24 protein-coding genes are annotated in these 26,179 nt (G+C 64.4%); 9 read left to right on the top strand and 15 right to left on the bottom strand.

All coding sequences use genetic code 11. The features are described 5' to 3' along the window. Positions 1–16: 16 nt before the first annotated feature. Positions 17–415, bottom strand: a complete 399-nt coding sequence (locus GEV38_RS16035; RefSeq protein ID WP_013972930.1) for a MerR family DNA-binding transcriptional regulator — start codon at positions 413–415, stop codon at positions 17–19. Positions 416–614: 199 nt separating this feature from the next. Next, positions 615–1,493, bottom strand: a complete 879-nt coding sequence (locus GEV38_RS16030; protein ID WP_015270648.1) for a helix-turn-helix domain-containing protein — start codon at positions 1,491–1,493, stop codon at positions 615–617. 172 nt (positions 1,494–1,665) lie between these two features. On the opposite strand from GEV38_RS16030, the gene pobA reads away from it, so the two are divergent. Further along, a complete protein-coding gene (gene pobA, locus GEV38_RS16025; RefSeq protein WP_054573531.1) occupies positions 1,666–2,853 on the top strand; it encodes a 4-hydroxybenzoate 3-monooxygenase in 1,188 nt (395 codons plus the stop codon). A gap of 139 nt (positions 2,854–2,992) precedes the next feature. Here pobA and GEV38_RS16020 read toward each other — a convergent pair whose 3' ends face one another. Continuing rightward, entirely contained in the window at positions 2,993–3,643 is a 651-nt protein-coding gene (locus GEV38_RS16020; protein WP_015270646.1) for an ankyrin repeat domain-containing protein, read from the bottom strand. 117 nt (positions 3,644–3,760) lie between these two features. Between GEV38_RS16020 and ggt the strand changes: the two genes are divergently transcribed. After that, complete coding sequence (gene ggt / locus GEV38_RS16015) at positions 3,761–5,551, top strand: gamma-glutamyltransferase (protein WP_054573530.1); 1,791 nt, start codon at positions 3,761–3,763, stop codon at positions 5,549–5,551. Positions 5,552–5,621: 70 nt separating this feature from the next. Further along, a complete protein-coding gene (locus GEV38_RS16010) occupies positions 5,622–6,503 on the top strand; it encodes a LysR substrate-binding domain-containing protein (protein ID WP_015270644.1) in 882 nt (293 codons plus the stop codon). A 134-nt stretch (positions 6,504–6,637) separates the two neighbouring features. Here the strand turns inward: GEV38_RS16010 and GEV38_RS16005 are convergent, their stop codons facing one another. The 4 genes from GEV38_RS16005 to GEV38_RS15990 all read right to left on the bottom strand — a co-directional run bounded on the left by GEV38_RS16005 (position 6,638) and on the right by GEV38_RS15990 (position 10,729). Continuing rightward, entirely contained in the window at positions 6,638–7,237 is a 600-nt protein-coding gene (locus tag GEV38_RS16005; protein WP_054573529.1) for an START domain-containing protein, read from the bottom strand. 160 nt (positions 7,238–7,397) lie between these two features. Further along, positions 7,398–8,234: a bifunctional allantoicase/(S)-ureidoglycine aminohydrolase gene (locus GEV38_RS16000; RefSeq protein ID WP_013972924.1), complete on the bottom strand. Its 837-nt coding sequence runs from the start codon at positions 8,232–8,234 to the stop codon at positions 7,398–7,400. A gap of 106 nt (positions 8,235–8,340) precedes the next feature. Further along, positions 8,341–9,732 carry an LLM class flavin-dependent oxidoreductase gene (locus GEV38_RS15995; protein ID WP_015270642.1) on the bottom strand — a complete coding sequence of 464 codons (1,392 nt, stop codon included), beginning with the start codon at positions 9,730–9,732 and terminating at the stop codon, positions 8,341–8,343. A gap of 16 nt (positions 9,733–9,748) precedes the next feature. After that, positions 9,749–10,729 carry an aliphatic sulfonate ABC transporter substrate-binding protein gene (locus GEV38_RS15990; protein ID WP_039614223.1) on the bottom strand — a complete coding sequence of 327 codons (981 nt, stop codon included), beginning with the start codon at positions 10,727–10,729 and terminating at the stop codon, positions 9,749–9,751. 370 nt (positions 10,730–11,099) lie between these two features. Here GEV38_RS15990 and GEV38_RS15985 point away from each other — a divergent pair, with 370 nt between their 5' ends. Continuing rightward, the gene (locus GEV38_RS15985; protein WP_015270640.1) at positions 11,100–11,783 is read left to right on the top strand and encodes a TetR/AcrR family transcriptional regulator; all 684 of its coding nucleotides are present in this window, start codon (positions 11,100–11,102) and stop codon (positions 11,781–11,783) included. A 99-nt stretch (positions 11,784–11,882) separates the two neighbouring features. Here GEV38_RS15985 and xthA read toward each other — a convergent pair whose 3' ends face one another. After that, complete coding sequence (gene xthA / locus GEV38_RS15980; protein WP_013972920.1) at positions 11,883–12,695, bottom strand: exodeoxyribonuclease III; 813 nt, start codon at positions 12,693–12,695, stop codon at positions 11,883–11,885. A gap of 133 nt (positions 12,696–12,828) precedes the next feature. On the opposite strand from xthA, the gene GEV38_RS15975 reads away from it, so the two are divergent. The 3 genes from GEV38_RS15975 to GEV38_RS15965 are packed head-to-tail and all read left to right on the top strand — an operon-like array spanning position 12,829 to position 18,945. After that, entirely contained in the window at positions 12,829–13,479 is a 651-nt protein-coding gene (locus GEV38_RS15975) for an N-acetyltransferase (RefSeq protein ID WP_013972919.1), read from the top strand. Positions 13,480–13,531: 52 nt separating this feature from the next. Next, the gene (locus tag GEV38_RS15970) at positions 13,532–15,274 is read left to right on the top strand and encodes an autotransporter assembly complex family protein (RefSeq protein WP_015270639.1); all 1,743 of its coding nucleotides are present in this window, start codon (positions 13,532–13,534) and stop codon (positions 15,272–15,274) included. Beyond that, positions 15,271–18,945, top strand: coding sequence for a translocation/assembly module TamB domain-containing protein (locus GEV38_RS15965; protein ID WP_054573527.1), 3,675 nt, complete (start codon positions 15,271–15,273; stop codon positions 18,943–18,945). The genes GEV38_RS15970 and GEV38_RS15965 overlap by 4 nt, the downstream gene beginning before the upstream one ends. Before the next feature lie 18 nt (positions 18,946–18,963). Here the strand turns inward: GEV38_RS15965 and GEV38_RS15960 are convergent, their stop codons facing one another. From GEV38_RS15960 to GEV38_RS15945, 4 genes are all read right to left on the bottom strand, one after another. Continuing rightward, positions 18,964–19,518, bottom strand: coding sequence for a DUF2589 domain-containing protein (locus tag GEV38_RS15960; protein ID WP_054573526.1), 555 nt, complete (start codon positions 19,516–19,518; stop codon positions 18,964–18,966). Between the two features lie 75 nt (positions 19,519–19,593). Continuing rightward, positions 19,594–20,253: a DUF2589 domain-containing protein gene (locus GEV38_RS15955; protein ID WP_173895881.1), complete on the bottom strand. Its 660-nt coding sequence runs from the start codon at positions 20,251–20,253 to the stop codon at positions 19,594–19,596. Positions 20,254–20,317: 64 nt separating this feature from the next. After that, the gene (locus GEV38_RS15950; RefSeq protein ID WP_015270635.1) at positions 20,318–20,698 is read right to left on the bottom strand and encodes a Mor transcription activator family protein; all 381 of its coding nucleotides are present in this window, start codon (positions 20,696–20,698) and stop codon (positions 20,318–20,320) included. A gap of 251 nt (positions 20,699–20,949) precedes the next feature. Next, positions 20,950–21,408 carry a hypothetical protein gene (locus GEV38_RS15945; RefSeq protein WP_015270634.1) on the bottom strand — a complete coding sequence of 153 codons (459 nt, stop codon included), beginning with the start codon at positions 21,406–21,408 and terminating at the stop codon, positions 20,950–20,952. 151 nt (positions 21,409–21,559) lie between these two features. Between GEV38_RS15945 and GEV38_RS15940 the strand changes: the two genes are divergently transcribed. Beyond that, positions 21,560–21,748, top strand: a complete 189-nt coding sequence (locus GEV38_RS15940) for a hypothetical protein (RefSeq protein WP_003248064.1) — start codon at positions 21,560–21,562, stop codon at positions 21,746–21,748. Positions 21,749–21,784: 36 nt separating this feature from the next. Here the strand turns inward: GEV38_RS15940 and GEV38_RS15935 are convergent, their stop codons facing one another. Then, the gene (locus tag GEV38_RS15935) at positions 21,785–22,159 is read right to left on the bottom strand and encodes a hypothetical protein (RefSeq protein WP_013972911.1); all 375 of its coding nucleotides are present in this window, start codon (positions 22,157–22,159) and stop codon (positions 21,785–21,787) included. 194 nt (positions 22,160–22,353) lie between these two features. Between GEV38_RS15935 and GEV38_RS15930 the strand changes: the two genes are divergently transcribed. Further along, on the top strand, positions 22,354–24,666 hold the full coding sequence (locus tag GEV38_RS15930) for an acylase (protein ID WP_043935672.1): 2,313 nt from the start codon (positions 22,354–22,356) through the stop codon (positions 24,664–24,666). 113 nt (positions 24,667–24,779) lie between these two features. Here the strand turns inward: GEV38_RS15930 and GEV38_RS15925 are convergent, their stop codons facing one another. Continuing rightward, complete coding sequence (locus tag GEV38_RS15925; protein ID WP_013972909.1) at positions 24,780–25,502, bottom strand: UDP-2,3-diacylglucosamine diphosphatase; 723 nt, start codon at positions 25,500–25,502, stop codon at positions 24,780–24,782. After that, positions 25,499–25,999, bottom strand: coding sequence for a peptidylprolyl isomerase (locus tag GEV38_RS15920; protein ID WP_003259195.1), 501 nt, complete (start codon positions 25,997–25,999; stop codon positions 25,499–25,501). The genes GEV38_RS15925 and GEV38_RS15920 overlap by 4 nt, the downstream gene beginning before the upstream one ends. Between the last annotated feature and the right edge of the window lie 180 nt (positions 26,000–26,179).

The following is a 26,179-nucleotide window of genomic DNA, read 5'->3' as shown; positions in this document are numbered from 1 at the left end:
GGGTTTCCTGTGGCGTTCAGCGGTTGTCTTTGTTGTTCAGGGTGGCGGCCAGGGCTTGTTCGCAGCGCTCCTGGGCGGTGTCCAGCTCCAGCTGCATCTGGTGGATGTCGAGCATCTGCTGTTCCAGCTGGGCGCGGCGCTCGGCGATTTTCGCCAGCATGCTGTTGAGCTGCTTTAGGTTGCCGCTGGAGGGGTCGTACAGTTCGATCAGCTCGCGGCATTCGGCCAGCGAAAAGCCGATGCGCTTGCCGCGCAGGATGAGTTTCAAACTGACTTTGTCACGCGCCGAATAGATACGCTCCAGGCCACGGCGCTCGGGGCTCAGCAGGCCCTGTTCCTCATAGAAGCGGATGGCGCGGGTGGTGATGTCCAGTTCGCGGGACAGGTCGGAAATGCTGTAGGTCTGGGTGCTCATGCTGGGGCTCGGCGTGGGGTATGCGGGTATCCTGAGGGCAGGTTGACGTATACGTCAAGCAGGGGCGCGGAATGTGTGTTGCCTGTACCGGCCTCTTCGCGGGCTTGCCCGCTCCCACAGGGACAGCGGTGCCCTCTAGGTCAATGCAATACCTGTGGGAGCGGGCAAGCCCGCGAAGAGGCCTGCACAGGCGAAAAATTTACTCAGACAACCCCGACCTGCGATACCCATTCGGCGTCTGCCCAGTCAACCGCTTGAACCACCGGGCAAAATACGTCGGGTCGGTAAACCCCAGGCTATCCGACAACTGCCCGATGCTCATCCGCGTATAGATCAGGTTGCGCCGAGCCTCCAGCAGCAACCGCTGGTGCACCACCTGCAGCGCGGTCTGCCCACTCAGTGCCCGGCACAGCTGGTTCAACTGCAGACTCGGAATATTCAACCGCGCGGCAAAATCCTCCACCGACAGGTGCTCACGGTAATGCGCCTCGACCAGGCGCAGGTACTGCCCCAGCAAGTGGCGGTCACGTTCATCGCGGTTGCGCGGTGCCTGCACCAGCTGCTGGCGGCGGCTGATCCACACCATCAGCGCCGTCACCAGTGCTTCGAGCAAGGCCGCCCGCGCCGGGGCGTTGCCCTGGTACTCCTGCTGCAGGGTGTCGATCAGGCTGCGCAGATGCACCCGGTCCCGGCCCAGCGGGTAACACGCCGCCTTCGCCAGTACCGCCAGCGGCGCGCCCAGGCGCTGCTCCAGGTTGGCCACCAGTGCCGTGCCAAAGGTTAGCACATGCCCCTGGATATCGGCGCTGAAGCGAAACCCGTGCACGGTCATCGGCGGTACCACCTGGATTGCCGCTTCGCTGATGGCGCTGCGCACCCCCTCGATCTCCACTTCGGCCCGGCCGCGTTGCACATACAGCAACTGGAACAGCTCGGCGTGCTGGTGCGGTTTGATTTCCCAGTGATGCAAACGGCTACGCGCCGGGATCGACTCGCAGTGCAGCAGGTCGGTGCCGGGCCAGGCCTGGTTTTCGCCGTACAACTTGAACAAGGGGACACCGGGGAGGGTGGATTTCATGCGTGCAGGCCTGTCCGTTAATCGAACGTTTTTTGTAAAAGTGCAGGTTATGCATGGGATAGCACACTTCAATGGCTGTTTTTGCCAGTAAAAATGCAAGGGCAAACCCTAACAGCAGATGCCGCCCCACTGCCAGTCCAGGGCCGGCATCGTCCGCACAGAGACAACAACAATGAAAACTCAGGTCGCAATTATTGGTGCAGGTCCGTCTGGCCTGCTGCTGGGCCAACTGCTGCACAAGGCCGGTATCGATACCGTCATCGTCGAACGCCAGACGCCCGAATACGTGCTTGGCCGCATCCGTGCCGGGGTGCTGGAGCAAGGCACGGTCGACCTGCTGCGTGAAGCCGGTGTGGCCGAGCGCATGGACCGTGAAGGCCTGGTACACGAGGGTGTCGAACTGCTGGTCGGCGGGCGCCGCCAACGCCTGGACCTCAAGGCCCTGACCGGTGGCAAGACGGTGATGGTATACGGCCAGACCGAAGTCACCCGTGACCTGATGCAGGCACGTGAAGCCAGCGGTGCGCCGATCATCTATTCGGCAGGCAATGTCCAGCCGCACGAACTCAAGGGCGAACGGCCCTACCTGACCTACGAAAAAGACGGCCAGATGCACCGCGTGGACTGCGACTACATTGCCGGCTGTGACGGCTTCCACGGTGTCTCGCGTCAGAGCATCCCCGAGGGCATCCTCAAGCAGTACGAGCGGGTCTACCCGTTTGGCTGGCTGGGCATGCTGTCAGACACGCCACCGGTCAACCACGAACTGATCTACGCCCACCACGAACGCGGTTTCGTGCTGTGCAGCCAGCGTTCGCACACCCGTAGCCGCTACTACCTGCAGGTGCCGCTGGACGAGCAGGTGGAGGCGTGGCCCGACGAGCGCTTCTGGGAGGAGCTGAAGGCACGCTTGCCCGAAGATGTGGCTGCGCGCCTTGTCACCGGCCCGGCCCTGGAGAAGAGCATCGCGCCGCTGCGCAGCCTGGTGGTCGAGCCGATGCAGTATGGCCACCTGTTCCTGGTCGGGGATGCTGCGCATATCGTCCCGCCGACCGGCGCCAAGGGCCTGAACCTGGCGGCATCGGATGTCAACTACCTGTACCGGATCCTGGTCAAGGTGTACCGCGAAGGGCGCACCGACCTGTTGCAGCAGTATTCTCCGCTGGCCCTGCGCCGGGTGTGGAAAGGCGAGCGCTTCAGCTGGTTCATGACCCAGCTCCTGCATGACTTCGGCAGCCACAAGGACGCCTGGGACCAGAAGATGCAGGAAGCCGACCGCGAGTACTTCCTGACCTCGCCGGCGGGGCTGGTGAACATTGCCGAGAACTATGTAGGGCTGCCGTTCGAAGAAGTAGCCTGAGGTCCTGTGCTGCTTGTCCTGGCCTCATCGCCGGCAAGCCAGCTCCCACAGGGACCGCGTATGGCTTGGAGTCGATGCGGTCCTGGTGGGAGCTGGCTTGCCGGCGATCACGGGCGAAGCCCGTGCCATGCAACCTTGCCTAGCGGGCCAGTAACGCCTCCATCTCCCGATACCCCCGCTGCCGCGCATGCTCCAGCGCGGTCACCCCATCTTTGTCGGCAATCTGCCGATCCGCCCCGGCCGCCAGTAGCCGGCGCACGATCTCCACATGCCGCGGCCCGCCGTCACCGAGGATCACCGCCTCCAGCAGCGCAGTCCAGTGCAGGCGGTTGAGATGGTTCACGTCCACCCCGGCATCGATCAGCAACTGCACGGTCTCGACATGCCCGCGTTCGGCGGCGGGTATCAGCGCAGTGCCTCCATACCGGTTGGTGCTCTTGAGGTCGGCACCGTGGCTCAAGGTCAGCCTCAGGATGTCGTTCAGGCCACGAGCCCCGGCATACAGGTACGGGCTGTCGTCGATGTTGTCCTTGGCATTCACATTGGCACCGGCCTCGATCAGCGCTTTCGCGGCCGCAATGTGGTTGCCGTGGGTGGCCACCAGCAGGGCAGTGCGCCCTTGCTCGTCACGGCTCTCCAGCTGCGCACCTTGTGCCAGCAGTTGTTGCAGGGTGCGCACATCATCGTGACGGGCAGCGTTGTGCAGGCGGTTGTCCATGGCAGTGCTCTCGGCGTGGGCGGCAAAGCTGGTGCACAGGGCGAACAGCATCGCAGCAAGTAGTGAACGCATGGGGCAGGCTCCTCGATGACCTGCCCGCATCCTAGAAAAAACACGCCAGGGCTTGAAGTTAAGTTTGCGCATGAAAGACAGTGCCGTGCTGAATAGGTAATGGCAGGAAGCACAACGATGAAATTCTCCACCCCTCTGATGGGCGCCTTGTGCCTGGTAGCTGCCAGTGGCTGGGCCTGTGCCGACCAGGTGCTGCCCGCGCCACCGGAACTGGCCTCTGGCTACCGCACTGGCCTGCAGCCGGTGCATGCCAGCCGGCACATGGCCGCAGCTGCCAACCCGCTGGCCAGCGAAGCGGGGCGGGCGATGCTGCGTGCCGGTGGCAGCGCCATCGACGCGGCCATCGCCATGCAGATGGTGCTGACCCTGGTCGAACCGCAATCCAGTGGCATTGGCGGCGGGGCGTTCATCCTCTACTGGGACGGCCAGCGCGTGCAGGCCTTCGATGGCCGCGAGGCAGCCCCGGCGACGGTAACGGAAAACCTGTTCCTGCAAGCCGATGGTTCACCGATGCCATTCAGGGCAGCGCAGATAGGCGGGCGTTCGGTGGGCGTACCAGGGGTTCTGCGTGCCCTGAAGCTGGCCCATGAGCAGCACGGCAAGCTGCCCTGGCGCGACCTGTTTGCCCCTGCCATCGCGCTGGCACGCAACGGTTTCGCGGTTTCCGAACGCCTTCACACCCTGGTGGCGGGCGACCCGTTCATTGCCCGTTCACCCGCCATGGCCCGCTACTTCCTGGATGAACAGGGCAAGCCACTGGCGGTGGGGACTACCTTGCGCAACCCCGAGCTTGCGCAAACCTTCGAGCAGATTGCCGAGCAGGGCCCCGAGGTGTTCTACAGCGGCGAGATCGCCGAAGCCATCGTCGCCAAGGTGCGCAGCCATGCCAATGCCGGCTACCTGTCGCTGCAGGATATGCAGCAGTACCGAGCCAAAGTGCGCGAGCCGCTGTGTGGCCCTTACAAGGCCTGGCGCATCTGTGGCATGCCACCGCCATCGTCGGGCGGGGTGACGGTGCTGCAGACCCTGGGCATCTTGGAGGCACTGCAGCGGGCTTCGCCACAGCGCGACCTTGCCGCCATGCGGCCGCTGCGCACTTCGACCGTTGCCGGGCTGGAAGCCCCGCCGCTGGCCGTGCACCTGGTTGCCGAGGCCGAGCGCCTGGCTTATGCCGACCGCGCCCAGTACCTGGCCGACAGCGATTACGTGCCGGTGCCGCTCAAGGGCCTGACCGACTCCACATACCTGGCCAGCCGCGCCGCGCAGGTCGGCGAGTACAGCATGAAACGCGCCCGCCCGGGCCAGCCGCAGGGGGCCGACCTGGCCCTGGCGCCTGACCGTTCGCCGCTGCGCATTTCCACCTCGCACCTCAGCGCGGTGGATGACCGCGGCCAGGCCCTGGCCATGACCACTTCGGTGGAAGCAGCGTTCGGCTCGCACCTGATGGTCAAGGGCTTCTTGCTCAACAACCACCTGACCGACTTCTCGTTCATCCCCCGGGAACAAGGCAAGCCCGTGGCCAACCGGGTGCAACCGGGCAAGCGGCCGCTGTCGGCCATGGCGCCGACCCTGGTGTTCTCGCAAGCTTCCGGCGAACTGGTGGCCAGCCTGGGCTCGCCCGGCGGCTCGCAGATCATCGGCTACGTGAACAAGGCGCTGATCGGCCTGCTGGATTGGCAGCTCGACCCGCAGCAGGCCGCCGGCCTGCCCAACTTCGGCAGCCGCAATGCCGGCACCGAAGTAGAGGCGGGTTTGGCCAGCCCGGCACTGATCCGGCAGTTGGCAGCCTGGGGGCATGAGGTGACGCCGATGATCATGACCAGTGGCATGCAGATCATCCAGCGCAGTGGCGAGGGTTGGTCGGGTGGTGCCGACCCTCGGCGCGAAGGCGTGGCAGTCGGCGACTAGCAGTGTGCGTTGCGGTGCGGCAGGTGGCGTGATAGAAGCTAGTCTTGCCATTCAAAAGTTGAATACCAAGATGTCCATCAGCGTGAAATCGAATAGGGCCCTGTTCGACCTCGACCTGCTGCGTGCCATTGTCGTGGTGGCCGATTGCGGCAGCTTCACCACGGCTGCTGCGCGCCTGCACTCCACCCAATCGACCATCAGCCAGAAGGTGCGCCGCCTGGAGGATATGGTTGGCCACCGTCTGCTGGTGCGTGGCAATCGCGACGTGCTGCCGACCGACGCCGGGCAGACCCTGCTCGGCTATGCCCGGCACATGCTGGCCCTCAACGACCAGATGCTCGAAGCCTTGGCCGGGGCGATGGTTGGCATGACCGTGCGCCTTGGCGTGCCCGAGGACTTCGTGGGCGGGCGTACCACCAATGCGCTGTCGGCGTTCAGCCGGCTGCACCCGCAGGTGAAGCTGGAAGTGACCAGCGGCCTGTGCCGCGACCTCAGCCAGGCCTACGACAACGGTGAGCTCGACCTGGTGTTGCTCAAGCAGCGGCGCAACAGCCGCGAAGGCGTGGCCTGCTGGCCCGAGCGCCTGCAGTGGATCGACAGCGCGCGCACGCCCGCCTTCGAACTGGACCCGATCCCGCTGGTGACCTTCCCGCCCCGCGGCCTGTACCGCGACGACATGATTACCGCCATCGAAGGCATGGGCCGGCGTTGGCGCATCAGCTTCACCAGTTCCAGCCTCAGCGGCATCCAGGCAGCGGTCGCCGATGGCATGGGCATCAGCCTGCTGCCGCCACGGGCGGCGACCGGCGAGCATCGGGTGCTCGGTGCGGAGCAGGGGCTACCTGAGGTCGACAGCTATGAAATCGTCATCGTCCACCGGCCGACGGCGGATGTGATGGTCAAGGCGCTGGCCGAGGTGATGACGCAATTGCTTGCGGGTGGCGGGATCTGACAGGGTTGGGGCCGCTTTGCGGCCCATCGCCGGCAAGCCAGCTCCCACAGTGTTTGCGTATGGCTTGAGGCCAATGCGGTCGAGGTGGGAGCTGGCTTGCCGGCGATGAGGCCGGTGCAGGTTTTCAATACCCTCTAGGGCTGGCGCTCGGCCACCGCTCGCAGGGTCCGCAACGTCACCACTGGCGCATCCACCACAAACCGGTTGGCCAGCCACCCCGGCACATCCCCGGCAGGGTCGGCCTGCAGTTGGTAGGTCACCTCGGTCCTGCGCTCACCCAGCGGTTTCATCCGCCACTCGCCGTTGAGCTGCTGCACACGGATCAGCCCATCTACCTTGGGGATCCTGTCTGGCTCGGCGCTCAGGTGGCGCAGCAACGTGCCGTCGTCCAGGCGTTCGGTGGTGACCTTCAGCACGATGTCCCGCGGCATCGTCGGCCACGGCAGGTTGGTGGTCAGGTACACCCAGGTGTTTTCGCCTTGCACATCCAGCAAGCGCATCTCGGCGCAGGCGTACAGCCACTTGCAGGCCACCCGCAGGTTCTCCTGCAGGTCGGTGAGCGTGCGAACGCTGGCTTTCATGGTGCTGACACCACGGAATTGCTGGTAGGGCGAGTCGGGGGCGGCGTTCAGGTAAACGCGGATGCCTTCGCGGTCGTAGGCCAGGTTCCAGTCGTCGGCGGCTGGGGCGGGGGTGCAGAACAGCAGGGCGGTGAGCAGCAGGCAGCGGTTCATGGCTGGTACCGCGCGGGGGCAGGATTTTCAGTATGCGGCTACTGGGGCTGCCTTGCAGCCCTTTCGCGACACAAGGCCGCTCCCACAGGGTTCGGGGTACACCGTACTTTTGTGGGAGCGGCCTTGTGTCGCGAAAGGGGCGCAGAGCGCCCCCAATGCATCAACGCTTAGGGTTGAGCGTCAGGTGCACGTGACGGTTCACGTCCTTGTACAGCAGGTAGCTGAACTTGCCTGGGCCACCGGCGTAGCAGGCTTGCGGGCAGAAGGCGCGCAGCCACATGAAGTCGCCGGCTTCCACTTCGACCCAGTCCTGGTTCAGGCGGTACACCGCCTTGCCTTCCAGCACGTACAGGCCGTGTTCCATTACGTGGGTCTCGGCGAACGGGATCACGCCGCCCGGCTGGAAGGTGACGATGTTCACGTGCATGTCGTGGCGCATGTCGGCCATGTCGACGAAGCGGGTGGTGACCCAGCGGCCTTCGGTGCCCGGCATCTCGATGACGGTGGCGTTGTCACGGTGGGTGACGAACGACTCGGGAACGTCCAGGCCTTCGACCTTCTGGTAGTGCTTGCGCAGCCAGTGGAAGGTCACGTTGGACTTGCTGTTGTTGCGCAGGCTCCACTCGGCGCCCGGGGCCAGGAAGGCGTAGCCGCCCGGTACCAGGGTGTGGTGCTTGCCTTCGACGGTGATGTCCAGTTCGCCTTCGACGATGAACACCACGGCTTCGGCGTTCGGGTCCAGCTCAGGGCGTTCGCTGCCGCCTTCCGGGGCCACTTCGACGATGTACTGGGAGAAGGTTTCGGCAAAACCGGTCAGCGGGCGGGCGATGACCCACATGCGCATCTTGTCCCAGAACGGCAGGTGGCTGGTGACGATGTCACGCATCACGCCCTTGGGGATGACGGCATAGGCTTCGGTGAACATGGCACGGTCAGTCAGCAGCTCGGTCTGAGCCGGGTGCCCACCGTGGGGGGCGAAGTACGAATGGTTCGACATGGACGATCTCGACTTGTTGTTCTCTCCCCATGCCGTGAACCGCACCGGCCGGTGCGGCGCAGGGGATGTGGCGACAGAATAGGGTCGAGTGCGTGCCATCCACAAATTAAATGTTGGAATACCCGGTATTTGCCGGCTGAATGCGAACCTGCCGGCCAGCGTGCCCTTCCGGCAAGCGGTCGCCCTGGCCGAACAGCTTGTGGCGCAAGGTGCCTTCGGCATAACTCAGCGGGTAGCGGCCACGGCGTTGCAACTCCGGCACCAGCAGCTCGACCACATTTGCAAGGTCGTCTGGTTGCACTGCGTAGGTCAGGTTGAAGCCATCGATGCCGGTCTGGTCCAGCCAGCTTTCCAGCTGGTCGGCCACCTCGCTGGCAGCCCCCACCAGCACCGGGCCACGGCCGCCCAGGCCGACGAACTCGGCAGCCTCGCGCACGGTCCAGCGGCGGTTCGGGTCGGCGGCGGTGAAGGCGGCCAGGGCTGCGCGGCCGGCATCGTTCTCGACGTATTCGATGGGCGCATCGGGGTCGAGGCCGGCAAAGTCGATGCCGGTCCAGCCCGACAGCAGTGCCAGGGCGGCGTCCAGGTCGACATAACGGCGGTATTCGGCGAAGCGCGCTTCGGCCTCCTCCCGCGTGGGGGCGACGATCAACAGCGCCTGGGCGTAGATCAGCACCTCGTCCCGGCCACGCCCGGCCACCTCGCTGGCCTGGCGGATGCCGTCGGCGTAGCGGCGCAGTACCGTGGGCGTCGGCCCGCTGATGAACACGCATTCGGCGTGCCGCGCCGCGAACTGCTGGCCGCGTGCCGAAGCACCGGCCTGGAACAGCACCGGCGTGCGTTGCGGCGAAGGTTGGCACAGGTGCATGCCCGGCACCTGGAAGTGCTCGCCCACATGGTTGATGGGGTGCACCCGGGCGGGTTCGATATAGCGCCCGCTGTCACGCTCCAGCAGCACCGCATCGTCGTCCCAGCTTTTCTCCCATAGCTTGTACAGCACCTGCAGGTATTCCTCGGCCAGGTCGTAGCGCTGGTCGTGGCCCAACTGGCGCGCCAGGCCCAGGTTACGCGCGGCGCTGTCGAGGTAGCCGGTGACGATGTTCCAGCCGACCCGGCCATTGCTCAGGTGGTCGAGCGTCGACATGCGCCGGGCGAACGGGTAGGGGTGTTCGTAGGTGAGCGAGAAGGTGACGCCGAAGCCCAGGTGCTCGGTAACCCCGGCCATGGCCGGCACCAGCAGCAGCGGGTCGTTGACCGGCACCTGCACGCCACCGCGCAGGGCGGCTTCGGGGCCGCCCTGGTAGACGTCGTAGATGCCCAGCACATCGGCGATGAACAGGGCATCGAACAAGCCGCGTTCGAGCAGGCGGGCCAGGTCGGTCCAGTAGCCCAGGCAATTGAAGGCCACGCTGGTGTTGCGCGGGTGGCGCCACAGGCCGGGGGACTGGTGGCTGGCGGCATTCATGCTGAAGGCGTTGAAGCGAATCGGGCGGGGCATGGTGGGCGCGCTCCGCTCAAGGCAACACGGAAGCCGGGTAGACCGCGTCGGCCACCTGCAGCTTGCGTGGAATCAGGCCCAGGCCCTGGAATGTGTCGGCCAGCTTTTGTTGCTCGGCAACGATCTCTGGGGTGATGGCCACGGCATTGTAGTTGCGCCGCTCGCTGGCCGCTTGCAGCACGTTGGCGTTGATCCCGAGTTGTGGGGCCAGCAGTGCGGCGACTTCCGCAGGCTTGGCGTTGGCCCATTGGCTGACCTTGGCCAGCTCGGCGAAGAAGGTCTTCAGCAATGCGCGATGCTGGTCGGCGAAGCTGGCGGTGGACAGGTAGAAGGTGCGGTTGTTGGACAGGCCGCTGCCGTCGCGCAGGTTCTTCAGGCCCGGCTGGCTTTCTGCCGCGGCGAGGAACGGGTCCCACAGGGTCACGGCCTGGACACTGCCCGATTGCAGGGCAGCCACGGCATCGGCGGCGTTGTTGACGTAGGCCGGGGTGATGTCCTGGTAGCTGAGGCCGGCCTGTTCCAGGGCAACGGCCAGCAGATACTGGGCGTTCCAGCCGCGGCCGGTGGCCACGCGCTTGCCCTTGAGGTCTTGCACGCTGGCCAGGTGGTCCTGCTCACGTACCACCAGGCCGATGCCACGTGGGTAGGGCTGCTCGGCGGCCAGGTACACCACCGGCTTGCCTGCGGCCTGGGCGAACACCGAGGGGGCGTCGGCGGCATGGCCGAGGTCGATGGCGCCGGTGCTCAAGGCTTCGAGCAACTGCGGGCCGGCGGCGAACTCGTGCCAGCTGACTTTCACGCCTTGCGGCGCCAGGGCCTTCTCCAGGGCACCGCTGCCCTTGAGGATGTTGATGCTGTTGAACTTCTGGTAACCGATACGCAGGGTCCTGGCCTCGTCGGCCAGGGCTTGGGACCAGGGCAACAGGGTACTGGCGACACTGGCCAGCAAGCCGCCGATCAACAGGCGGCGCAGGGGGGAAAAGGCACGGGCGGGCATGGGCATTGCTCCTTGAACGGGGAGGGAAGCGATGCGCCCAGACTAGGGAGGTGGCGTTTGGCATTCAATTTTTATATCTCTTTTTGTTAGATTGTTTTGTTATTTTTATATCCTTTTGTTTTGTGACGTCTGGTCCATTTCACATTCACTTGCCAGGCTCCCGGCAGGCCATTCGATGACGAGAGCGTGCAGGGCCTTCGCACTCCGAGGTGCCTGTTCTGCGACCAGCGTGGCCCTTGGCCAGTGCAGGCAGCGTTTGCGGGTAGGCAGCAGCCGTGGGGTGGTGGCTACCCGACCAACAGCGCGCTTCCCTGCATGGCCGCGCTCGCGGATAATCCCCCTCATTCCAATAAACAGCCTGTGAGTGGGTATGAGTGATTCCGTAGTCAGCCTCGGCCAGCCTGAAACCGAAGGGGGGCGCAAGACGCGCAAGAACAACCCCGAGAAAACCCGCGAGGACATCCTCCAGGCCGCCATCAACGAGTTCGTCCAGCAAGGGCTGGCTGGTGCCCGCGTCGACGCCATCGCCGAGCGCACCGCCACCTCCAAGCGCATGATCTACTACTACTTCGGCAGCAAGGAGCAGCTGTACTGCGAGTGCCTGATCAAGCTGTACGGCGACATCCGCAAGACCGAACAAAGCCTGGACCTTGAGTCGCTGCCGGCCGAGCAGGCGATCCGCCGGCTGGTGGAGTTCACCTTCGATCACCACGACCGCAACGTCGATTTCGTGCGGATCATCTGCACCGAAAACATCCACTATGGCGAGTACGTCAAGCAGTCGCCGGCGATTCGCGAAATGAGCAGCCTGGTGCTCGAGGCTCTGGGCAATACCTTGCGCCGTGGGGTGCAGGAAGGTGTGTTCCGCACCGGCATCGAGGTCATCGACCTGCACATGCTGATGAGCTCGTTCTGCTTCTACCGGGTTTCGAACCGCCACACCTTTGGCGAGATCTTCCAGATCGACCTGTCCGATGAGCAGGTCAAGCTGCGTCACAAGGCCATGATCTGTGATGCTGTGTTGCGGTATATCCAGACCGAGCACCGCCCCTGAAAATTCTCCAGTGGCTGGGCCGGCTCCTTTGCCGGCAAGCCAGCCCACGGGTGCAAGAACTGGCTTGCCGGCGATGGACTGCGTAGCAGCCCCCGGCGATCAGCTCAATTCCAGCCAGATCGGCGCATGGTCCGACGGCTTTTCCATCCCGCGCAGTTCGTAGTCCACACCTGCATCCTTGATCCGCGGCACCAGGTGCTGGGAGGCCATGATCAGGTCGATGCGCAGGCCGCGTTTGGGCTCGTCCTCGAAACCGCGGCTGCGGTAGTCGAACCAGCTGAAGCGGTCGGCCACTTCCGGGTAAAGGTGGCGGAAACTGTCCACCAGGCCCCAGCCCTTCAAGCGCTCCATCCACTCGCGCTCTTCCGGCAGGAAACTGCACTTGCCAGTCTTGAGCCAGCGCTTGGCATTGTCCGGGCCGATGCCGATGTCGCAGTCCTGCGGCGAGATATTCATGTCGCCCATCACCAGCAGTGGCTGGTCGTTGCGGAACTGGCCCTCCAGCAACGCCTGCAGGTCGCTGTAGAAGCGCTGCTTGGCCGGGAACTTGGTGGGGTGGTCGCGGCTTTCACCCTGAGGGAAATAGCCGTTCATGATGGTGATCGGGTTGCCATCGGCATCGGCGAAGGTGCCCCAGATGAAGCGGCGCTGAGCGTCTTCCTCATCGCTGGCAAAACCCTTGTGAAGGCTCAGCGGTGCCTGGCGGGACAGCAGGGCCACGCCATAGTGGCCTTTCTGGCCGTGGTAATGCACGTGGTAGCCCAGCGCCTGCACGTCGGCCAGCGGGAACTGATCGTCGCTGACCTTGGTTTCCTGCAGGCCGATCACGTCCGGCTGGTGCTTTTCGATCAGCGCCGCCAGCTGGTGCGGGCGGGCCCGCAGGCCGTTGATGTTGAAACAGACGATCTTCATGGAAAGATGATCCCGGTAAAAGGCGCGATGCTAGCCGACATCGCTTGCCATCACCAGCATGGCGGCTTCGGCAGCCTGCTGCTAACGTCCTTTCCAAGGCACCCATGAGCCCATTCCAGGAGGACTGCCCGCAATGCCCGAAACCACTGCCGCTCCGGCCCGTGTCTGCCTGCTCGATGACGGCTACAGTCGTGAGGCGCGTTCGCTTCTGTATAACGCCTACCGTCACGAACCTACCTTCGCCTATATCTTCGAGGCCCAGCGCCCAGGCTACGAGCGGCGTCTGCGGGTGATGGTGCGCGAGTGGGTACGCCAGCACTTCTACCTGCAACTGCCCGCCATCGGCCTGCTGGTGGAAGACCGCCTGATCGCCATGGCCCTGATCGTGCCGCCGATGCGCCGGCTGGGCGTAGCCGACAGCTGGGCCTGGCGCCTGCGCATGATAATGGGCACCGGCCTGCGCTGTACGCGCCGCTACATGGACTACCAGGCCGCCCTGGCCACCTGCCTGCCCACCGACGAGGTGCATGTGCTGCCGCTGCTGGGCGTGCACCCGCAGTTCCAGGGCAAGCACTACGGCGAGCAATTGTTACAAGCTGTGCATGACTGGTGTGCAGACGACCCTGGTACGCAGGGAGTGGTGCTGGACACCGGCAACGAGCACTACCTGGCCTTTTACCAGCGCCAGGGCTATGAGGAAATTGGCGAGGTGGCTGTAGGACCAATCCGTGAGAGGGTGTTCTTCCATCCCAACCCGGTCTCTTCCAATTCTGCTTTTGCCTGAGCGAACCGCGCGACGGCTCCCTTGAGCGCCCGGCTCTGGTAGCATGCGCCGCATGACGTATTCAGGAAGATTGACCTGGGGCCTGGTTATCTGGGTCGCCAGTTTCGCAGCATGGGGCCAGAGTGAGTTGCTGGTGAAGGTCAAACCGGCCAACAAGGCGCTCAAGGCCAATGTCGAAGGCTATATCGGTAACCTTGGCGACCGCGATGAAGAAGCGCTGCTGCGCTTCAGTCGCGGCGCCCAGGAGCAGGCGCGCAAAGCCGCGCAGGCACTTGGCTACTACCAGGCGCAGATCGACACAGAGGTCAAGCCCGCCAGCGAGGCTGACCGTTCCCCGCAACTGATCATCACCATCGACCCTGGCGAGCCGATTCGCCTGCGCAACGTGACCATACGCATCGAAGGCCCCGCCAGTGAGATGAAGGCTTTCCGCGTGCCCGACAGCAAGGCCCTGCGCGCGGGTGAACAACTCAACCACGGCCATTACGAAGATGCCAAGCGGCTGATCCAGAACCAGGCGTCGCGCTACGGCTTCTTCAGTGGGCGCTTCAGCCGCCAGCGCCTGGCGGTAGACCCCCAGGCCGGTGTGGCCGATATCGAACTGGTCTACCAGAGCGGCCCGCGCTATCGCCTGGGCGCGGTCACCTTCGGTGGCGACACACCGCTGGACGACGATCTGCTGCAGCGTATGGTCTCGTTCAAGCCGGGTACACCTTACGACTCGGAACTGATCGCCGAGCTGAACAATGACCTGCAATCGAGCGGCTACTTCGAAGGCGTGCGCGTGGATGCGGCGCCCACCGCCGCCGTGGGCGAAGAAATCCCCGTGGATGTCCGCCTGCAAACCCGCAAACCGCGCACCATGGGCCTGGGCCTGGGCTTCTCGACCGACGTCGGACCCCGCGGCAAGGCCAACTGGACCCGCCACTGGGTCAACCCGCAAGGCCATAGCTACGGCTGGGAAACCGAACTGTCGGCACCCCGGCAGAACGTCGGCCTTTGGTACGACATCCCCCTCGACCCGCCGCTGACCGACAAGTTGCGCTTTGCCGGCGGCTACCAGAACGAAGAGATTGCCGGCACCGACACCCTCAGCAAACTGCTGACGGTGGGCCCCGAGTGGCACAGCAAGCTGCCAAGCGGCTGGCAGCGGGTGATTTCTCTCAAGTACCAGCGCGAGGAGTACCGTCTGGGTGATGACTCCGGGCTGAGCAACCTGTTGATGCCGGGGGTGAGTTACTCCTTCCTGCGCAGTGACAACCGCATCGACCCGCATAACGGCTACCGCCTGCAGTTCGATGTACAGGTAGCCAAGGAAGGGCTGGTCTCGGACACCAACCTGCTGCATGGCAACGTGCTGCTCAAGGGCCTGACCACGCTTGGCCATGACCATCGCTTGCTCGGCCGGGTGCAGTTCGGTGGCAGCGCGACCAATGGCTTCAAGAACAACATCCCGCCGTCGCTGCGCTTCTTCGCCGGTGGCGACCAGAGCGTGCGTGGCTATGACTACCAGACCTTGTCGCCGAAGAACAGCGACGGCGACCGCATTGGTGGGCGCTACCTGGTCGCCGGCAGCGTCGAGTACCAGTATTCACTGACCGAGAAGTGGCGGCTGGCAACCTTCGTCGACCAGGGCAACTCGTTCAACGACCTGGAACTGCCAAGCCTCAAGACCGGTGTCGGTTTTGGCGTGCGCTGGGTGTCGCCGGTCGGGCCGCTGCGCCTGGACCTGGCCAAGGCGCTGGATGATGAAGGGGGAATTCGCCTGCACTTTTCCATGGGGCCTGAGCTGTGAAACGCGTGATCAAGTACATTCTGGCGGGCCTGCTGGGGGTAACCGCAAGCCTGGGCCTGGTACTCGGCCTGTTGCTGGGGACCGAAGCCGGCAGCCGCTGGGTGCTGGGCAAGGTGCCCGGGCTTGAGGTGGCTGATTTCCAGGGCCGCCTGGCCGGTAGCTGGCAAGCCAGCCGGCTTATCTGGGCCGATGCCGGCAGCACGGTAGATTTGCAGGCACCGCTGCTGGCCTGGTCGCCGGCATGCCTGCTGCGCTCTACCTTGTGCATTGACCAGTTGCAGGCGCAACGTATCGACATGGCCTTTGCGCCCAGCGCCGAATCGGCCGACAGTGGCCCGCTGCAGTTGCCGGCCCTGCGTTTGCCGCTGGCCATCGAACTGGGTGAGGTCAAGGTTGGCCAGTTGCGGCTGGATGGCAATGACCTGCTTGGCGACTTGCAACTGGCGGCGCACTGGACCAATGCCGGGCTGCGCGTCGACAGCCTGCAGCTGAAGCGTGACGACCTGCAATTGAACCTGCAAGGCAATCTGCAGCCCGAAGCTGACTGGCCGGTACAACTCCAGGCGCAGCTGCAACTGCCAACGGTAGACGGCAAACCCTGGCAGTTGGCGCTGACTGCCACCGGCGAGTTGCAGAAAACCCTGAAACTCGCCGGCACCAGCAGCGGTTACCTCGACGCCACGCTGAACGGGCAATTGCAGGCGTTGGCCGAGCACCTGCCGGCGACTTTGCAGATCCGCTCCGAGGCATTCAAGCCGGCCGCCTCGTTGCCCGACACCGTGCAGTTCAACCAGCTCAAGCTCGACGCCCGCGGCGACCTGCTCAAGGGCTATCAACTGTCGGGGTCGGCCAGCCTGCCAGCCGAGCAGTCGCCGATCGCCTTGCTGTTGTCCGGGCTGGTCGACAGCAAAGGCGCCAGGCTTGATGCCCTGGACCTGAGCGCCAGCGATACCCAGCGGGTCAAGATGCAAGCCACGGCTGACTGGCAGCAAGGCCTGGTCGCCGACGCCCAGTTGGACTGGCAGGACTTTCCGTGGCTGCGCCTGTATCCGCTGGAGACGCCCCCTGAGGTCACCCTCAAGCGGCTCATGGCCCAGGTGCATTATCGCGATGGCAACTACCAGGGCACCTTCAATGGCGACCTGGATGGCCCGGCTGGCGCGTTCAGCCTGGCCAGCCCCTTCGAAGGTGACCTGAGCCAGGTGAAGCTGCCGCAGTTGGCGCTGACCGCCGGTCAAGGCAAGGCTGCCGGCAGTGTCGCCGTGCGCTTTGCCGACACCTTGGCATGGGATGTCGACCTGCAGTTGTCGGCGCTCGACCCAGCCTATTGGCTGGCCGAGCTGCCGGGTACCCTGGCGGGGCCGCTGCGCAGCAAAGGCGAGATGAAAGGCGACGCCTTGAGCCTCGATGCCCAGCTAGACCTGAAAGGCCGCCTGCGCGGCCAGCCGGCAGTGCTCAAGGTCGAGGCCCAGGGGGCAGGGCAGAGCTGGACCTTGGGTACCCTGGCAGTCCAGCTGGGGGATAACCGCATCAATGGCAGTGGCAGCCTGCAGCAACGCCTGGCCGGGCGGCTCGACCTCGACCTGCCGCGCCTGGGCCAGTTGTGGCCAAGGTTGCAGGGCCAGGTCAAGGGCCGGCTTGACGTCGCCGGCACCTTGCAGGCCCCGCAAGGTACGCTGGCCCTGCAGGGCCAGCGGCTGGCCCAGGCGGAAAACCGCGTGCAGCAGCTGGACTTGGACGCCCGCCTGGACAACGCCCAGCGTGGCGTGATCGAACTGAAGGCCAGCGGCATTCACCTGGGTGACACGGCATTGGGCACCTTGCAGGCCAACGGCAAAGGCGACATTCGCCAGCAAGCCTTGACCCTGGCGCTGGACGGCCCGCAGCTCAAACTCGACCTCGGCCTGGATGGCCAGTTGAACAAGGGTGACTGGCGCGGGCGCCTGGCCAGTGGGCGGATCCAGGCCGGCGGCCAGGACTGGCGGCTGCAGGCACCGGCGCGCCTGCAGCGGCTGGCCAGCGGCCAGCTGGACTTTGCTGCGCACTGCTGGCGCTCCGGCCAGGCCAGCTTGTGCGGCGACGACCAGCGTCTGGCCCCCGAGCCACGCTTGCGCTACCACCTCAAGCAGTTCCCGCTGGACAGCCTGGCCCAGTGGCTGCCGAAGGACTTCGCCTGGCAGGGCCTGCTCAATGCCGACATCAATCTGGACATCCCGGCCAGCGGCCCCAAGGGCAACATCGTCGTCGACGCCAGTGGCGGTACCCTGCGCGTGCGCGACAAGGACCGCTGGGTCGACTTCCCGTACCAGGCCCTGCGCCTGGACAGCACGCTGGCGCCAAGGCGCATCGATACCCGCCTGGCGTTCCGCGGCGAGCGCCTGGGCGAGCTGAACGTCAACACCCGCCTGGATCCACTGGGCAGCAACAAACCGCTGTCGGGTGATTTCCAGCTGGCAGGCCTCGACCTTTCGGTGGCGCGCCCGTTCGTGCCGATGGTCGAGCGTCTGGCCGGGCAGCTCAATGGCAGTGGCAGGTTGTCGGGCACCTTGCTGGCGCCGCAGGTCAACGGCAACCTGATGCTCAGTGGCGGCGAAGTCAGTGGTGCCGAGCTGCCGGTCAGCCTCGAGGACCTGTCATTGCAGGCGTTGATTGCCGGCGAGCAGGTACAGCTCAACGGCGGCTGGCGCAGTGGCGAGGCGGGGCGTGGCCAGCTCAATGGCAACCTGACCTGGGGCCAGGCACTGGGCATGGACCTGCGTCTGCAGGGCCAGCAACTGCCCGTCACGGTCGAGCCCTATGCGACGCTGGAGGTCGCCCCAGACCTGACCTTGCGCCTGATCGACGACAAGCTGGCGGTGACCGGCAAGGTACAGGTGCCCAAGGGTGCGATCACTGTGCGCGAGCTGCCACCGTCCACCGTCAAGGTCTCGGATGACACGGTGATCGTCGGCCACCAGACCGAAGAGGGCAAACCGCCCATGGCGATGGCCATGGACATCGATGTCGAAGTGGGCCGCGACAAGCTTTCGTTCAGCGGCTTTGGTCTCACGGCCAACCTGCTCGGCCATGTGCACATCGGCGACAACCTCGACACCCGTGGCGAGCTGAACCTGGCCGATGGCCGCTACCGCGCCTACGGCCAGCGCCTGACCATCCGCCGTGCGCGGTTGTTGTTCGCAGGCCCGATCGACCAGCCATACCTGGACATTGAAGCGATCCGCAAGGTCGACGATGTGATTGCCGGTATCCGCCTGAGCGGCAGTGCCGAGCAGCCCACAAGCAAGGTGTTCTCGGAACCGGCCATGAGCCAGGAGCAGGCGCTGTCGTACCTGGTACTGGGGCGGCCGCTGGGCACGTCCGGTGAAGACAACAACATGCTCGCCGAGGCTGCCTTGGGCCTGGGCCTGGCGGGTAGCGCCGGCATCACCGGCAGCCTGGCCTCGAGCCTGGGCATCGACGACTTCCAGCTGGACACCGAAGGTTCGGGCAATACCACCAGCGTGGTCGCCAGCGGCAACCTCACCGAGAAACTGAGCCTGCGCTACGGGGTGGGGGTGTTCGAGCCCGCCAACACCATTGCATTGCGCTACAAGCTGAGCAAGAAGGTGTACCTCGAAGCTGCCAGCGGGCTGGCCAGTTCACTGGACATCTTCTACAAGCGCGACTTCTGAGCTGGCGCAGGGCGGCCGTCAACGGACAGTGGCCGCTTCGATGAACTCATTGGTATCGGGCGATGGCGGCGGGCTGGGGGCGCGTACCGGGATGATCAGGCTGGTGTATTCCTCGATCAACCGGTTGAGGGCTTCCGGCGGTTCGCTGGCCTGGAACTGCATGCGGATCTGCACTTCATCGGGGTCACGGCTGTCGCCCTGACGGCTTTGGCCGCCGATGGTGACCTTGAAGCTGGCCGCCTTGTTTTCACCTGCAGTCAGCAGTGCCTGCTGTGCTTCGGTGCCTTTGACCCTTACCGAAAGGTCGACCTGCATGCGCTCGAGGGCCAGGCCTTTTGGCGACACCAGCGCGAACAGCGGTACGCGCATGATGTGCTGGCCGTCCATGGCCACTTCGACCATTTTGGCTTTCATGGGCGCGCCCAACGCTTCGGTGTCGCATTCGAAGAACTGGTCGAACAGGTTGATGTACTGCTGCGCGATCAGGCTGTTGGTAGCACTGGCGGCTTCCTGCAGGCCACGGGTGATTTCGCGCAGGTCGATGGAAGTCATGGGGGCGGGGGATTTATCCAATGCTTCGACTCCTCAGGCCAGGTGGTGCCCCCCTGTTGCTGGTCAGGGGGGCTGTTCGGGGCAGGGAGGTGCGTCTCAAGAGGTGGCGGCGGCGAGGGCCGAAGCGCCGTCGGCGGCAGGGTTCTTCAAGGTATCGGCCTGGGAAATCAAGTCCTGGCTTTCCAGTGTGGCGGTTTTGACCACGGTCGGCTTTGTCGCGGCGTCGGCCAGGAAGTCGATCACCCGCATCATCGCTTCAGGCGGGTCCTGGCGCTTCAAGGTCGTGTTGAAGGCGTAGCGGGCGCGGGTGTCAGTCTTGCGGGTTTGCGTGGACTTGTGGCTGACGCTGCCTTTCACGTTGAGCCTGAACGGCCCCCAACCCAGCGAACCGCTTGCCTCGGCGCTCATGTCCTTGCTGGAAACGTCTTCCGACATCTGGTTGATGACCAGCTCGAACTCGACGTTGCCTTCTTCGATGGAGATGTTCGGGTGGGTGATGGCTGCCACCAGCGGCACTTTCATGGTCTTGCTGACCACGCCCTTGTACTCGCCTTGTTCGTCGACGATGGTTTCGTCGTAGTCGAACTGGATGGCCACGGCCTTGCCGTCCTGGACGCACACCTGCATCAGGAAGTCGGCGTAGGATTTGCTGGCGGTGACCTGGGCCTGGACCATGGCCTGCAGGGGGCCTGCGATCATGCGGTCCATCGGCAAGGCATTGATTACGGAACCGATGAGGCTGTTATCTATCGACATTGCTGGGTTCTCTTCTGGTTAGGTTCAAAACGTGGCCGTCAATGGTGGTGACGATGCCGGGGCTTCAGCGCGCGCAAGGTTCTTGCCGGCGGATGTTGCCAATCTGGCGCAGGCTCAGGCCGTACTTGTCAGCGAGCAGGCTGCGTGACAGGCCGCTGGCGCTTTCCTTCTGGATCTGCAGGTTGCGCAACTGGCGCATGAAATGGTCAGCCTTGGGGATTTCCAGGGCGACACCGGCAAAGCGCTTGATCAGCGCGTCGAGCGCTTCGGGCGGCAGCACGTCGGCAAGCTTGGTGCGCTCGCGGTGCTTGGGGATGTACTTGGGCCTGCCGCCGTAGGCGCAGGTCAGCTGGTAGGCGTTGTCGATGCCGATGCAGTCGATCAGGGCCTGCAGCGAGTGGGGCAGTTGGCTGATATCGATGTGGCTCAAGTCTGGCATTTGCATATGGCGCTCCTTCGGGACGGATGGGCTGTGCTACCCGATCACCAGCGGCGTTATGTCGAAGGTGTGACTGGATTTTCTGTGACAGCCGAGGCATGTCGCTAGGCGGCATATGGGTTGGGGGTTGTAGCTTCCGCGAACAGGTTTTGCAGGCAGCGATATCCGGCGTTGTAGGACATGGCTTCAACATCTGGCTGTAGCGGGTGATTTCCCATCAGCTCACTCCTTGTGTTGCGCGCAGGGTGTGATAACCATCAATCACACGGATAGCTGCTCAACAGGCTGGCGCTGCGCAGGTAGGCCTGAGGGGAGTCGCGCATGCCTTGTGGCAGCGTGCGCCAATCGACCAGCAGGCACAGGGCATGCAGCGGCTGCCCGTCACGCTGGCCGATGACCTGGTCGGCAAAGCGGCGGCGATACAGTGCCTGGGTCTGCTGTTGCGCTTGTACCCGGTCGGCCTGGGCCAGGGTTTGCCGGGCCAGCTCTGGCAGTTGCGCCTGGGGGGCAGTGAAATGCACCGACGCACCTTTTGCCTGCAGGTAACCGGCCTGGCGCACGCGCTGCCACAGTTGTTGCCATTGGCTGGCGCCAGCTTGGGCAGCCAGTTCGCGGCCCAGTTCGAGCAGTTGCTCGGCCGAGGTCTGGCGGGTGTCCAGCGCATGAAGGGAAAAGGGGGTCAGCAATAGCGACGCGAACAGAAGGGGTTTGTACATGGTGCCTCCGGCGTGGGTGCTTGGGAGCCCCATGCTTTCAGGCAGGCGCCGACCCACCCAGCAGGAAATGCAGCGCCGGGGCCGGTGGCCGTTGTATCATTGCCGCGGCTCGTTGCGAGCCATTTGCCCCTGATGTTGCAAGGAACCTTCGATGACACACGTGCAGCGCCTCAAATACTCCCTTCTGATCATCCTGGTGGTACTGGGCCTGATGCTGGGCCTGTCCCACCTGCAGAAGCAGGGCACGATCAGTGAGCAGACCTTCCAGATGCTGGCCATCGCCATCGCCGTGGTGGTCGTGGTGATCAACGGCATCCTGCGGCGCAAGGTCAAACCCTGACTTTGGCTGGCCGGCCAGGTATGGCCGGCCATGCGCTCAGCGCAAAGGCGTTCGTTCCAGCACGGCGCGCGCCTGGGGGGCGAGGCTGTAGCATTTGTCGCTGCCCAGCTGGATGACGCCCTCGCTGCACAGCCGCTTGAGCACTTCGCGCACGCTGAGGAACGACAGCGGGATATCCAGCTGTTCCAGCTGCGCGTGCACGCCGCGCACGCCAATGCTGCGGCCATTGCGGTCGGCGGCGTGCAAGGCATCGATGACCTTGAGGCGGATCAGACTGGTACGCAGGCCGAAACTGCGCAACAGCTCGCGGATCTGTTCGTTGCCGATGCGTTCGTCAGCAAAAACGTCCTGTTCCCTGGGCGCTTTGCCTGGGACGCGCCCAGCCTGGATCGAGGGTTGCGGGTTGTACATGTGAATGCTCCTTTTCGTGGACGAACCCGAAATTTGGGTGCCTCACTTACTAGGACGAATGAGAACGGAAAAACTGCAGCCCACTCGCAAAAAAAATCTGGTTCTGTTCAAGACGTTCCATTGCCTTGTAATACGTAAAATTTTCATTTGGCCATTCGTCTGATCGGGATGATCCCCGAAGCCGAGGAGTGCCTGTGTTTCCACTTTCCCGTCCCATGACTTGCGCTGGCCTGGCCGCCGCCCTGGTAGCCTTCAGCGTTGGCGCAGTGCCGGTGCAGTCCGCCGCAGCCGATACCAGTGCGCAGATTCGCCGAACCACTTACGGTGTGCCGCACATCGTGGCCAAGGACGAGCGCGGCCTGGGTTATGGCATCGGCTACGCCTACGCCCAGGACAACTTGTGCCTGCTGGCCAATGAAGTGCTGACCGTGAGTGGCGAGCGCTCACGCTACTTCGGTGCCAAGGGCAAGACCCTTGAGCAGCGTGACAACCTGGCCAGCGACGTATTCTTCACCTGGCTCAACACTCCGGCGGCAGTCGATGCGTTCTTGCAGGCGCAGCCGGCGCCGGTACGGGCGCTGCTGGCAGGTTATGCCAGCGGGTTCAACCGGGCGCTGGCCGAGCGCCGCAGCCAGGGGTTGCCCGCCGAATGTGGCACTGGCGAGTGGCTGCGGCCGATCAGCAGCGAGGACCTGGTCAGGCTGACCCGTCGGCTGCTCGCCGAAGGCGGTGTCGGGCAGTTCGTCGAAGCGCTGGCCGGGGCGCAACCGCCAACGCAGGCCAGCCAGCCGGCGCCGGCAGGGTTTGCCGCGGCGCTGGCCAGGCAGCAGCGTTTTGCCACGGAGCGCGGTAGCAATGCGGTGGCTGTCGGGGCCCGGCGTTCGGCCAATGGCCGCGGTCTGTTGCTGGCCAACCCGCACTTCCCGTGGATGGGCGGCATGCGTTTCTACCAGATGCAACTGACCATTCCCGGCCAGCTCGATGTCATGGGGGCGGCATTGCCGGGCCTGCCGGTGGTCAACATCGGCTTCAACCAGCATCTGGCCTGGACGCACACCGTCGATACGTCGAATCACTTCACCCTGTACCGCCTGCAACTCGACCCCAAGGACCCGACCCGCTACCTGCTCGATGGCAAGTCGCTGCCGTTGGCCCGGCAAACCGTCAGTGTTGCGGTAAAGGCCGAGGATGGCAGCCTGAGCCAGGTGCAGCGCCAGGTCTACAGCTCGCAATTCGGCCCGGTGGTGCAATGGCCGGGGCGCCTGGACTGGGATGCACATGCTGCCTACAGCCTGCGCGACGCCAACCTCGAGAACACCCGGGTGTTGCAGCAGTGGTACCAGATCAACCGTGCCGACAGCCTGGCTACGTTGAAAGGCTCGATCGAACAGCTGCAGGGTATTCCCTGGGTCAACACGCTGGCGGTAGACCCGGCAGGCAAGGCCTTGTACCTGAACCAGTCAGTGGTGCCTTATGTGGATCAGCAACTGCTGAGTGCGTGCAGCAACCCGCAGGCGCAGGGGCGCCTGGTGGTACTGGATGGCTCACGCAGCGCGTGCCAGTGGAAGGTCGATGCGCAGGCCGCACAGCCGGGGATTTTCCCTGCGCGGCTGCTGCCGAGCCTGGAACGCGAGGATTTCGTGCAGAACTCCAACGACCCGGCCTGGATGGCCAACCCGGCGCAGCCGCTGACCGGTTATTCGCCGCTGGTCAGCCGCAGTGACCAGCCGCTGGGCATGCGTGGCCGCTTTGCCCTGCAACGCCTGCAGGGTACGGCCCGCCTGGGCGCTGACGACCTGCAGCGCATGGTGACCGATGACGAGGTCTACCTGGCCAGCCTGCTGCTGCCTGACCTGCTGCAGTGGTGCAAGGGCGCCGAGGCGGATGTGCGGGCCGTATGCAGCAGCCTGGCGGCCTGGAATGGCAAGGCTGACCTGGACAGTGGCATTGGGCTGATACATTTCCAGAACCTGTACGATGCCCTGGCCGAGCACCCGCAAAGCTGGCGGGTGGCCTTTGACCCTGCCGATCCGCAGCACACCCCGCGCGGGTTGGCGGTCGAGCAGGCGGCCGTGCGCAAGCTGTTGCATCAGGCCGCATTGGCGTCGCTCGAGCAGGTGCGTGACAGCGGTATGGCAGGGGAGGTGCGTTGGGGGCAGGTGCAACAGGCGGGCGATGGTACGCCGGTGCCGGGTGGCCCGCAGGCGTTGGGCGTGTACAACGCGATCTACAGTGTGCCGCATGGGCAGGGCAAGCGGTTGGTGGTCAGTGGTACCAGCTACCTGCAACTGGTCAGTTTTACCGACCAGGGGCCAGAGGCCCGTGGGCTGCTGGCGTTTTCCCAGTCCAGTGAAGCGGCTTCGGTGCATGCCAGTGACCAGACCAAGGCGTTTGCAGCCGGGCAACTGGCGGTGATTCCATTTACCGAGGCGCAGATCAAGGCTGACCCGGAGTACCGGGAAGTGGTGATCAGTGAGGGGGACAAGGGGGCGGTGGTCCAGCAGTAGGGCATACCGGCCTCATCGCGGGCTCGCCCGCTCCCACAGGTACCGCACCGCTTGTAGCCCTGGTGCAGTACCTGTGGGAGCGGGCATGCCCGCGAAGAAGGTGCCTCGGTCGGTCAGGAAAACTCGAACGGCGCCAGCTGAAAGCCTTGCTCGTCAACCTGCAAGGCCCAGCCTCGGCGGTCCCAGTCGCCCAGCACGATACGCCGTGCCGGTTGCCCGTCGACCACCAGCTTGTGTATCGCCGGCCGATGGGTATGCCCATGCACCAAGGTACGTACACCATGCGCCGCCATTACCTTCGGCACTTCCTCTGGCGTGACATCGACGATCTCGGTGGACTTCATCCGCGTTTGCGAGCGGCTTTCGCTGCGTAGCTTGCGTGCCAGCTTGTAGCGGGCCGACAGCGGCAGGTGCCGCAACACCCACAGGCTCAGCGGGTTGCGCAGCAAGCGGCGCATTTTCATGTAGGCCAGGTCGCGGGTGCACAAGGTATCGCCATGCATCAGCAGCACCTGCTCGCCACCCAGCTCGATCACGCTGGGGTCGTGCAGCAACGTGCAGCCCGCAGCGTCGCAGAAGGCTTGGCCGATCAGGAAATCACGGTTGCCATGCATCAGGTAGATGGCCGTGCCGCTGTCGCTCAGCCGACGCATGGCCTGGCAGACCGACTGCTGGAAGGGCGTCATGGCATCGTCGCCGATCCAGGCTTCGAAAAAGTCGCCAAGGATGTACAACGCCTTGGCGTGGCGGGCACGGCCATCGAGCAGATCAAGAAACGCCCGGGTAATGTCCGGGCGTTCTTCTTGCAAGTGCAGATCGGAGATCAGCAGGATCACTCAACGATCTCGGCTTTCTCGATGATCACGTCGTCCTTCGGCACGTCCTGGTGGCCAGCCTTGGAACCGGTGGCGACCTTTTCGATGGCGTCGACGATTTCACGGCCTTCGATCACTTCGCCGAATACCGCGTAGCCCCAGCCCTGAACGTTCTTGCCGCTGTGGTTGAGGAAGTCGTTGTCGGACGAGTTGATGAAGAACTGCGCCGAGGCGGAGTGCGGCTCCATGGTACGGGCCATGGCGATGCTGTACTTCTTGTTCTTCAGGCCGTTGTCGGCTTCGTTCTGGATGCTGGCGCGGGTCTTCTTCTGGCTCATGCCAGGCTCGAAGCCGCCGCCCTGGATCATGAAGCCCTTGATCACGCGGTGGAACACGGTGCCATTGTAGTGGCCGTCCTTGACGTACTGAACGAAGTTTTCGGTAGTCAGCGGCGCTTTCTCGGCGTCCAGTTGCAGGACGATGTCGCCGTGGTTGGTGCTCAGTTTGACTTTGGACATGCTGAAACTCGCTCTTTCAAGGCAATCGGAATTAGGGTGCGCAGGGCGCGGGTCATCACCTGACGCAGGATCAGGCGATTGCGACACATGGCGCGCACTGGCCATTTTGCCAGGCTGCGGCAAAAAGCCGTGATAAATCACGCCAGTTTGTCCGGGCCCGACTGTCAGCAGCTTGACTGC

Source organism: Pseudomonas sp. 13159349, assembly GCF_013305685.1.
In the GTDB taxonomy this organism is placed as follows: Bacteria; Pseudomonadota; Gammaproteobacteria; order Pseudomonadales; family Pseudomonadaceae; genus Aquipseudomonas; species Aquipseudomonas asiatica.
Note: the sequence above shows the minus strand (reverse complement) of the source record. Positions and strands in the feature narration are given on the sequence as shown.

Bases quoted from the DNA above. Each gene is read 5' to 3' on its own strand.
- GEV38_RS16030 (WP_015270648.1), bottom strand. From the start codon at position 1,493: ATGAAATCCACCCTCCCCGGTGTCCCCTTGTTCAAGTTGTACGGCGAA.
- ggt (WP_054573530.1), top strand. From the start codon at position 3,761: ATGAAATTCTCCACCCCTCTGATGGGCGCCTTGTGCCTGGTAGCTGCC.
- GEV38_RS15985 (WP_015270640.1), top strand. From the start codon at position 11,100: ATGAGTGATTCCGTAGTCAGCCTCGGCCAGCCTGAAACCGAAGGGGGG.
- GEV38_RS15920 (WP_003259195.1), bottom strand. From the start codon at position 25,999: ATGTCCAAAGTCAAACTGAGCACCAACCACGGCGACATCGTCCTGCAA.
- GEV38_RS15945 (WP_015270634.1), bottom strand. From the start codon at position 21,408: ATGTACAAACCCCTTCTGTTCGCGTCGCTATTGCTGACCCCCTTTTCC.
- GEV38_RS15990 (WP_039614223.1), bottom strand. From the start codon at position 10,729: ATGCCCGCCCGTGCCTTTTCCCCCCTGCGCCGCCTGTTGATCGGCGGC.
- xthA (WP_013972920.1), bottom strand. From the start codon at position 12,695: ATGAAGATCGTCTGTTTCAACATCAACGGCCTGCGGGCCCGCCCGCAC.
- GEV38_RS16000 (WP_013972924.1), bottom strand. From the start codon at position 8,234: ATGTCGAACCATTCGTACTTCGCCCCCCACGGTGGGCACCCGGCTCAG.
- GEV38_RS16020 (WP_015270646.1), bottom strand. From the start codon at position 3,643: ATGCGTTCACTACTTGCTGCGATGCTGTTCGCCCTGTGCACCAGCTTT.
- GEV38_RS15940 (WP_003248064.1), top strand. From the start codon at position 21,560: ATGACACACGTGCAGCGCCTCAAATACTCCCTTCTGATCATCCTGGTG.
- GEV38_RS15970 (WP_015270639.1), top strand. From the start codon at position 13,532: ATGACGTATTCAGGAAGATTGACCTGGGGCCTGGTTATCTGGGTCGCC.
- GEV38_RS15995 (WP_015270642.1), bottom strand. From the start codon at position 9,732: ATGCCCCGCCCGATTCGCTTCAACGCCTTCAGCATGAATGCCGCCAGC.
- GEV38_RS16010 (WP_015270644.1), top strand. From the start codon at position 5,622: ATGTCCATCAGCGTGAAATCGAATAGGGCCCTGTTCGACCTCGACCTG.
- pobA (WP_054573531.1), top strand. From the start codon at position 1,666: ATGAAAACTCAGGTCGCAATTATTGGTGCAGGTCCGTCTGGCCTGCTG.
- GEV38_RS16035 (WP_013972930.1), bottom strand. From the start codon at position 415: ATGAGCACCCAGACCTACAGCATTTCCGACCTGTCCCGCGAACTGGAC.
- GEV38_RS16005 (WP_054573529.1), bottom strand. From the start codon at position 7,237: ATGAACCGCTGCCTGCTGCTCACCGCCCTGCTGTTCTGCACCCCCGCC.
- GEV38_RS15975 (WP_013972919.1), top strand. From the start codon at position 12,829: ATGCCCGAAACCACTGCCGCTCCGGCCCGTGTCTGCCTGCTCGATGAC.
- GEV38_RS15950 (WP_015270635.1), bottom strand. From the start codon at position 20,698: ATGCAAATGCCAGACTTGAGCCACATCGATATCAGCCAACTGCCCCAC.
- GEV38_RS15955 (WP_173895881.1), bottom strand. From the start codon at position 20,253: ATGTCGATAGATAACAGCCTCATCGGTTCCGTAATCAATGCCTTGCCG.
- GEV38_RS15935 (WP_013972911.1), bottom strand. From the start codon at position 22,159: ATGTACAACCCGCAACCCTCGATCCAGGCTGGGCGCGTCCCAGGCAAA.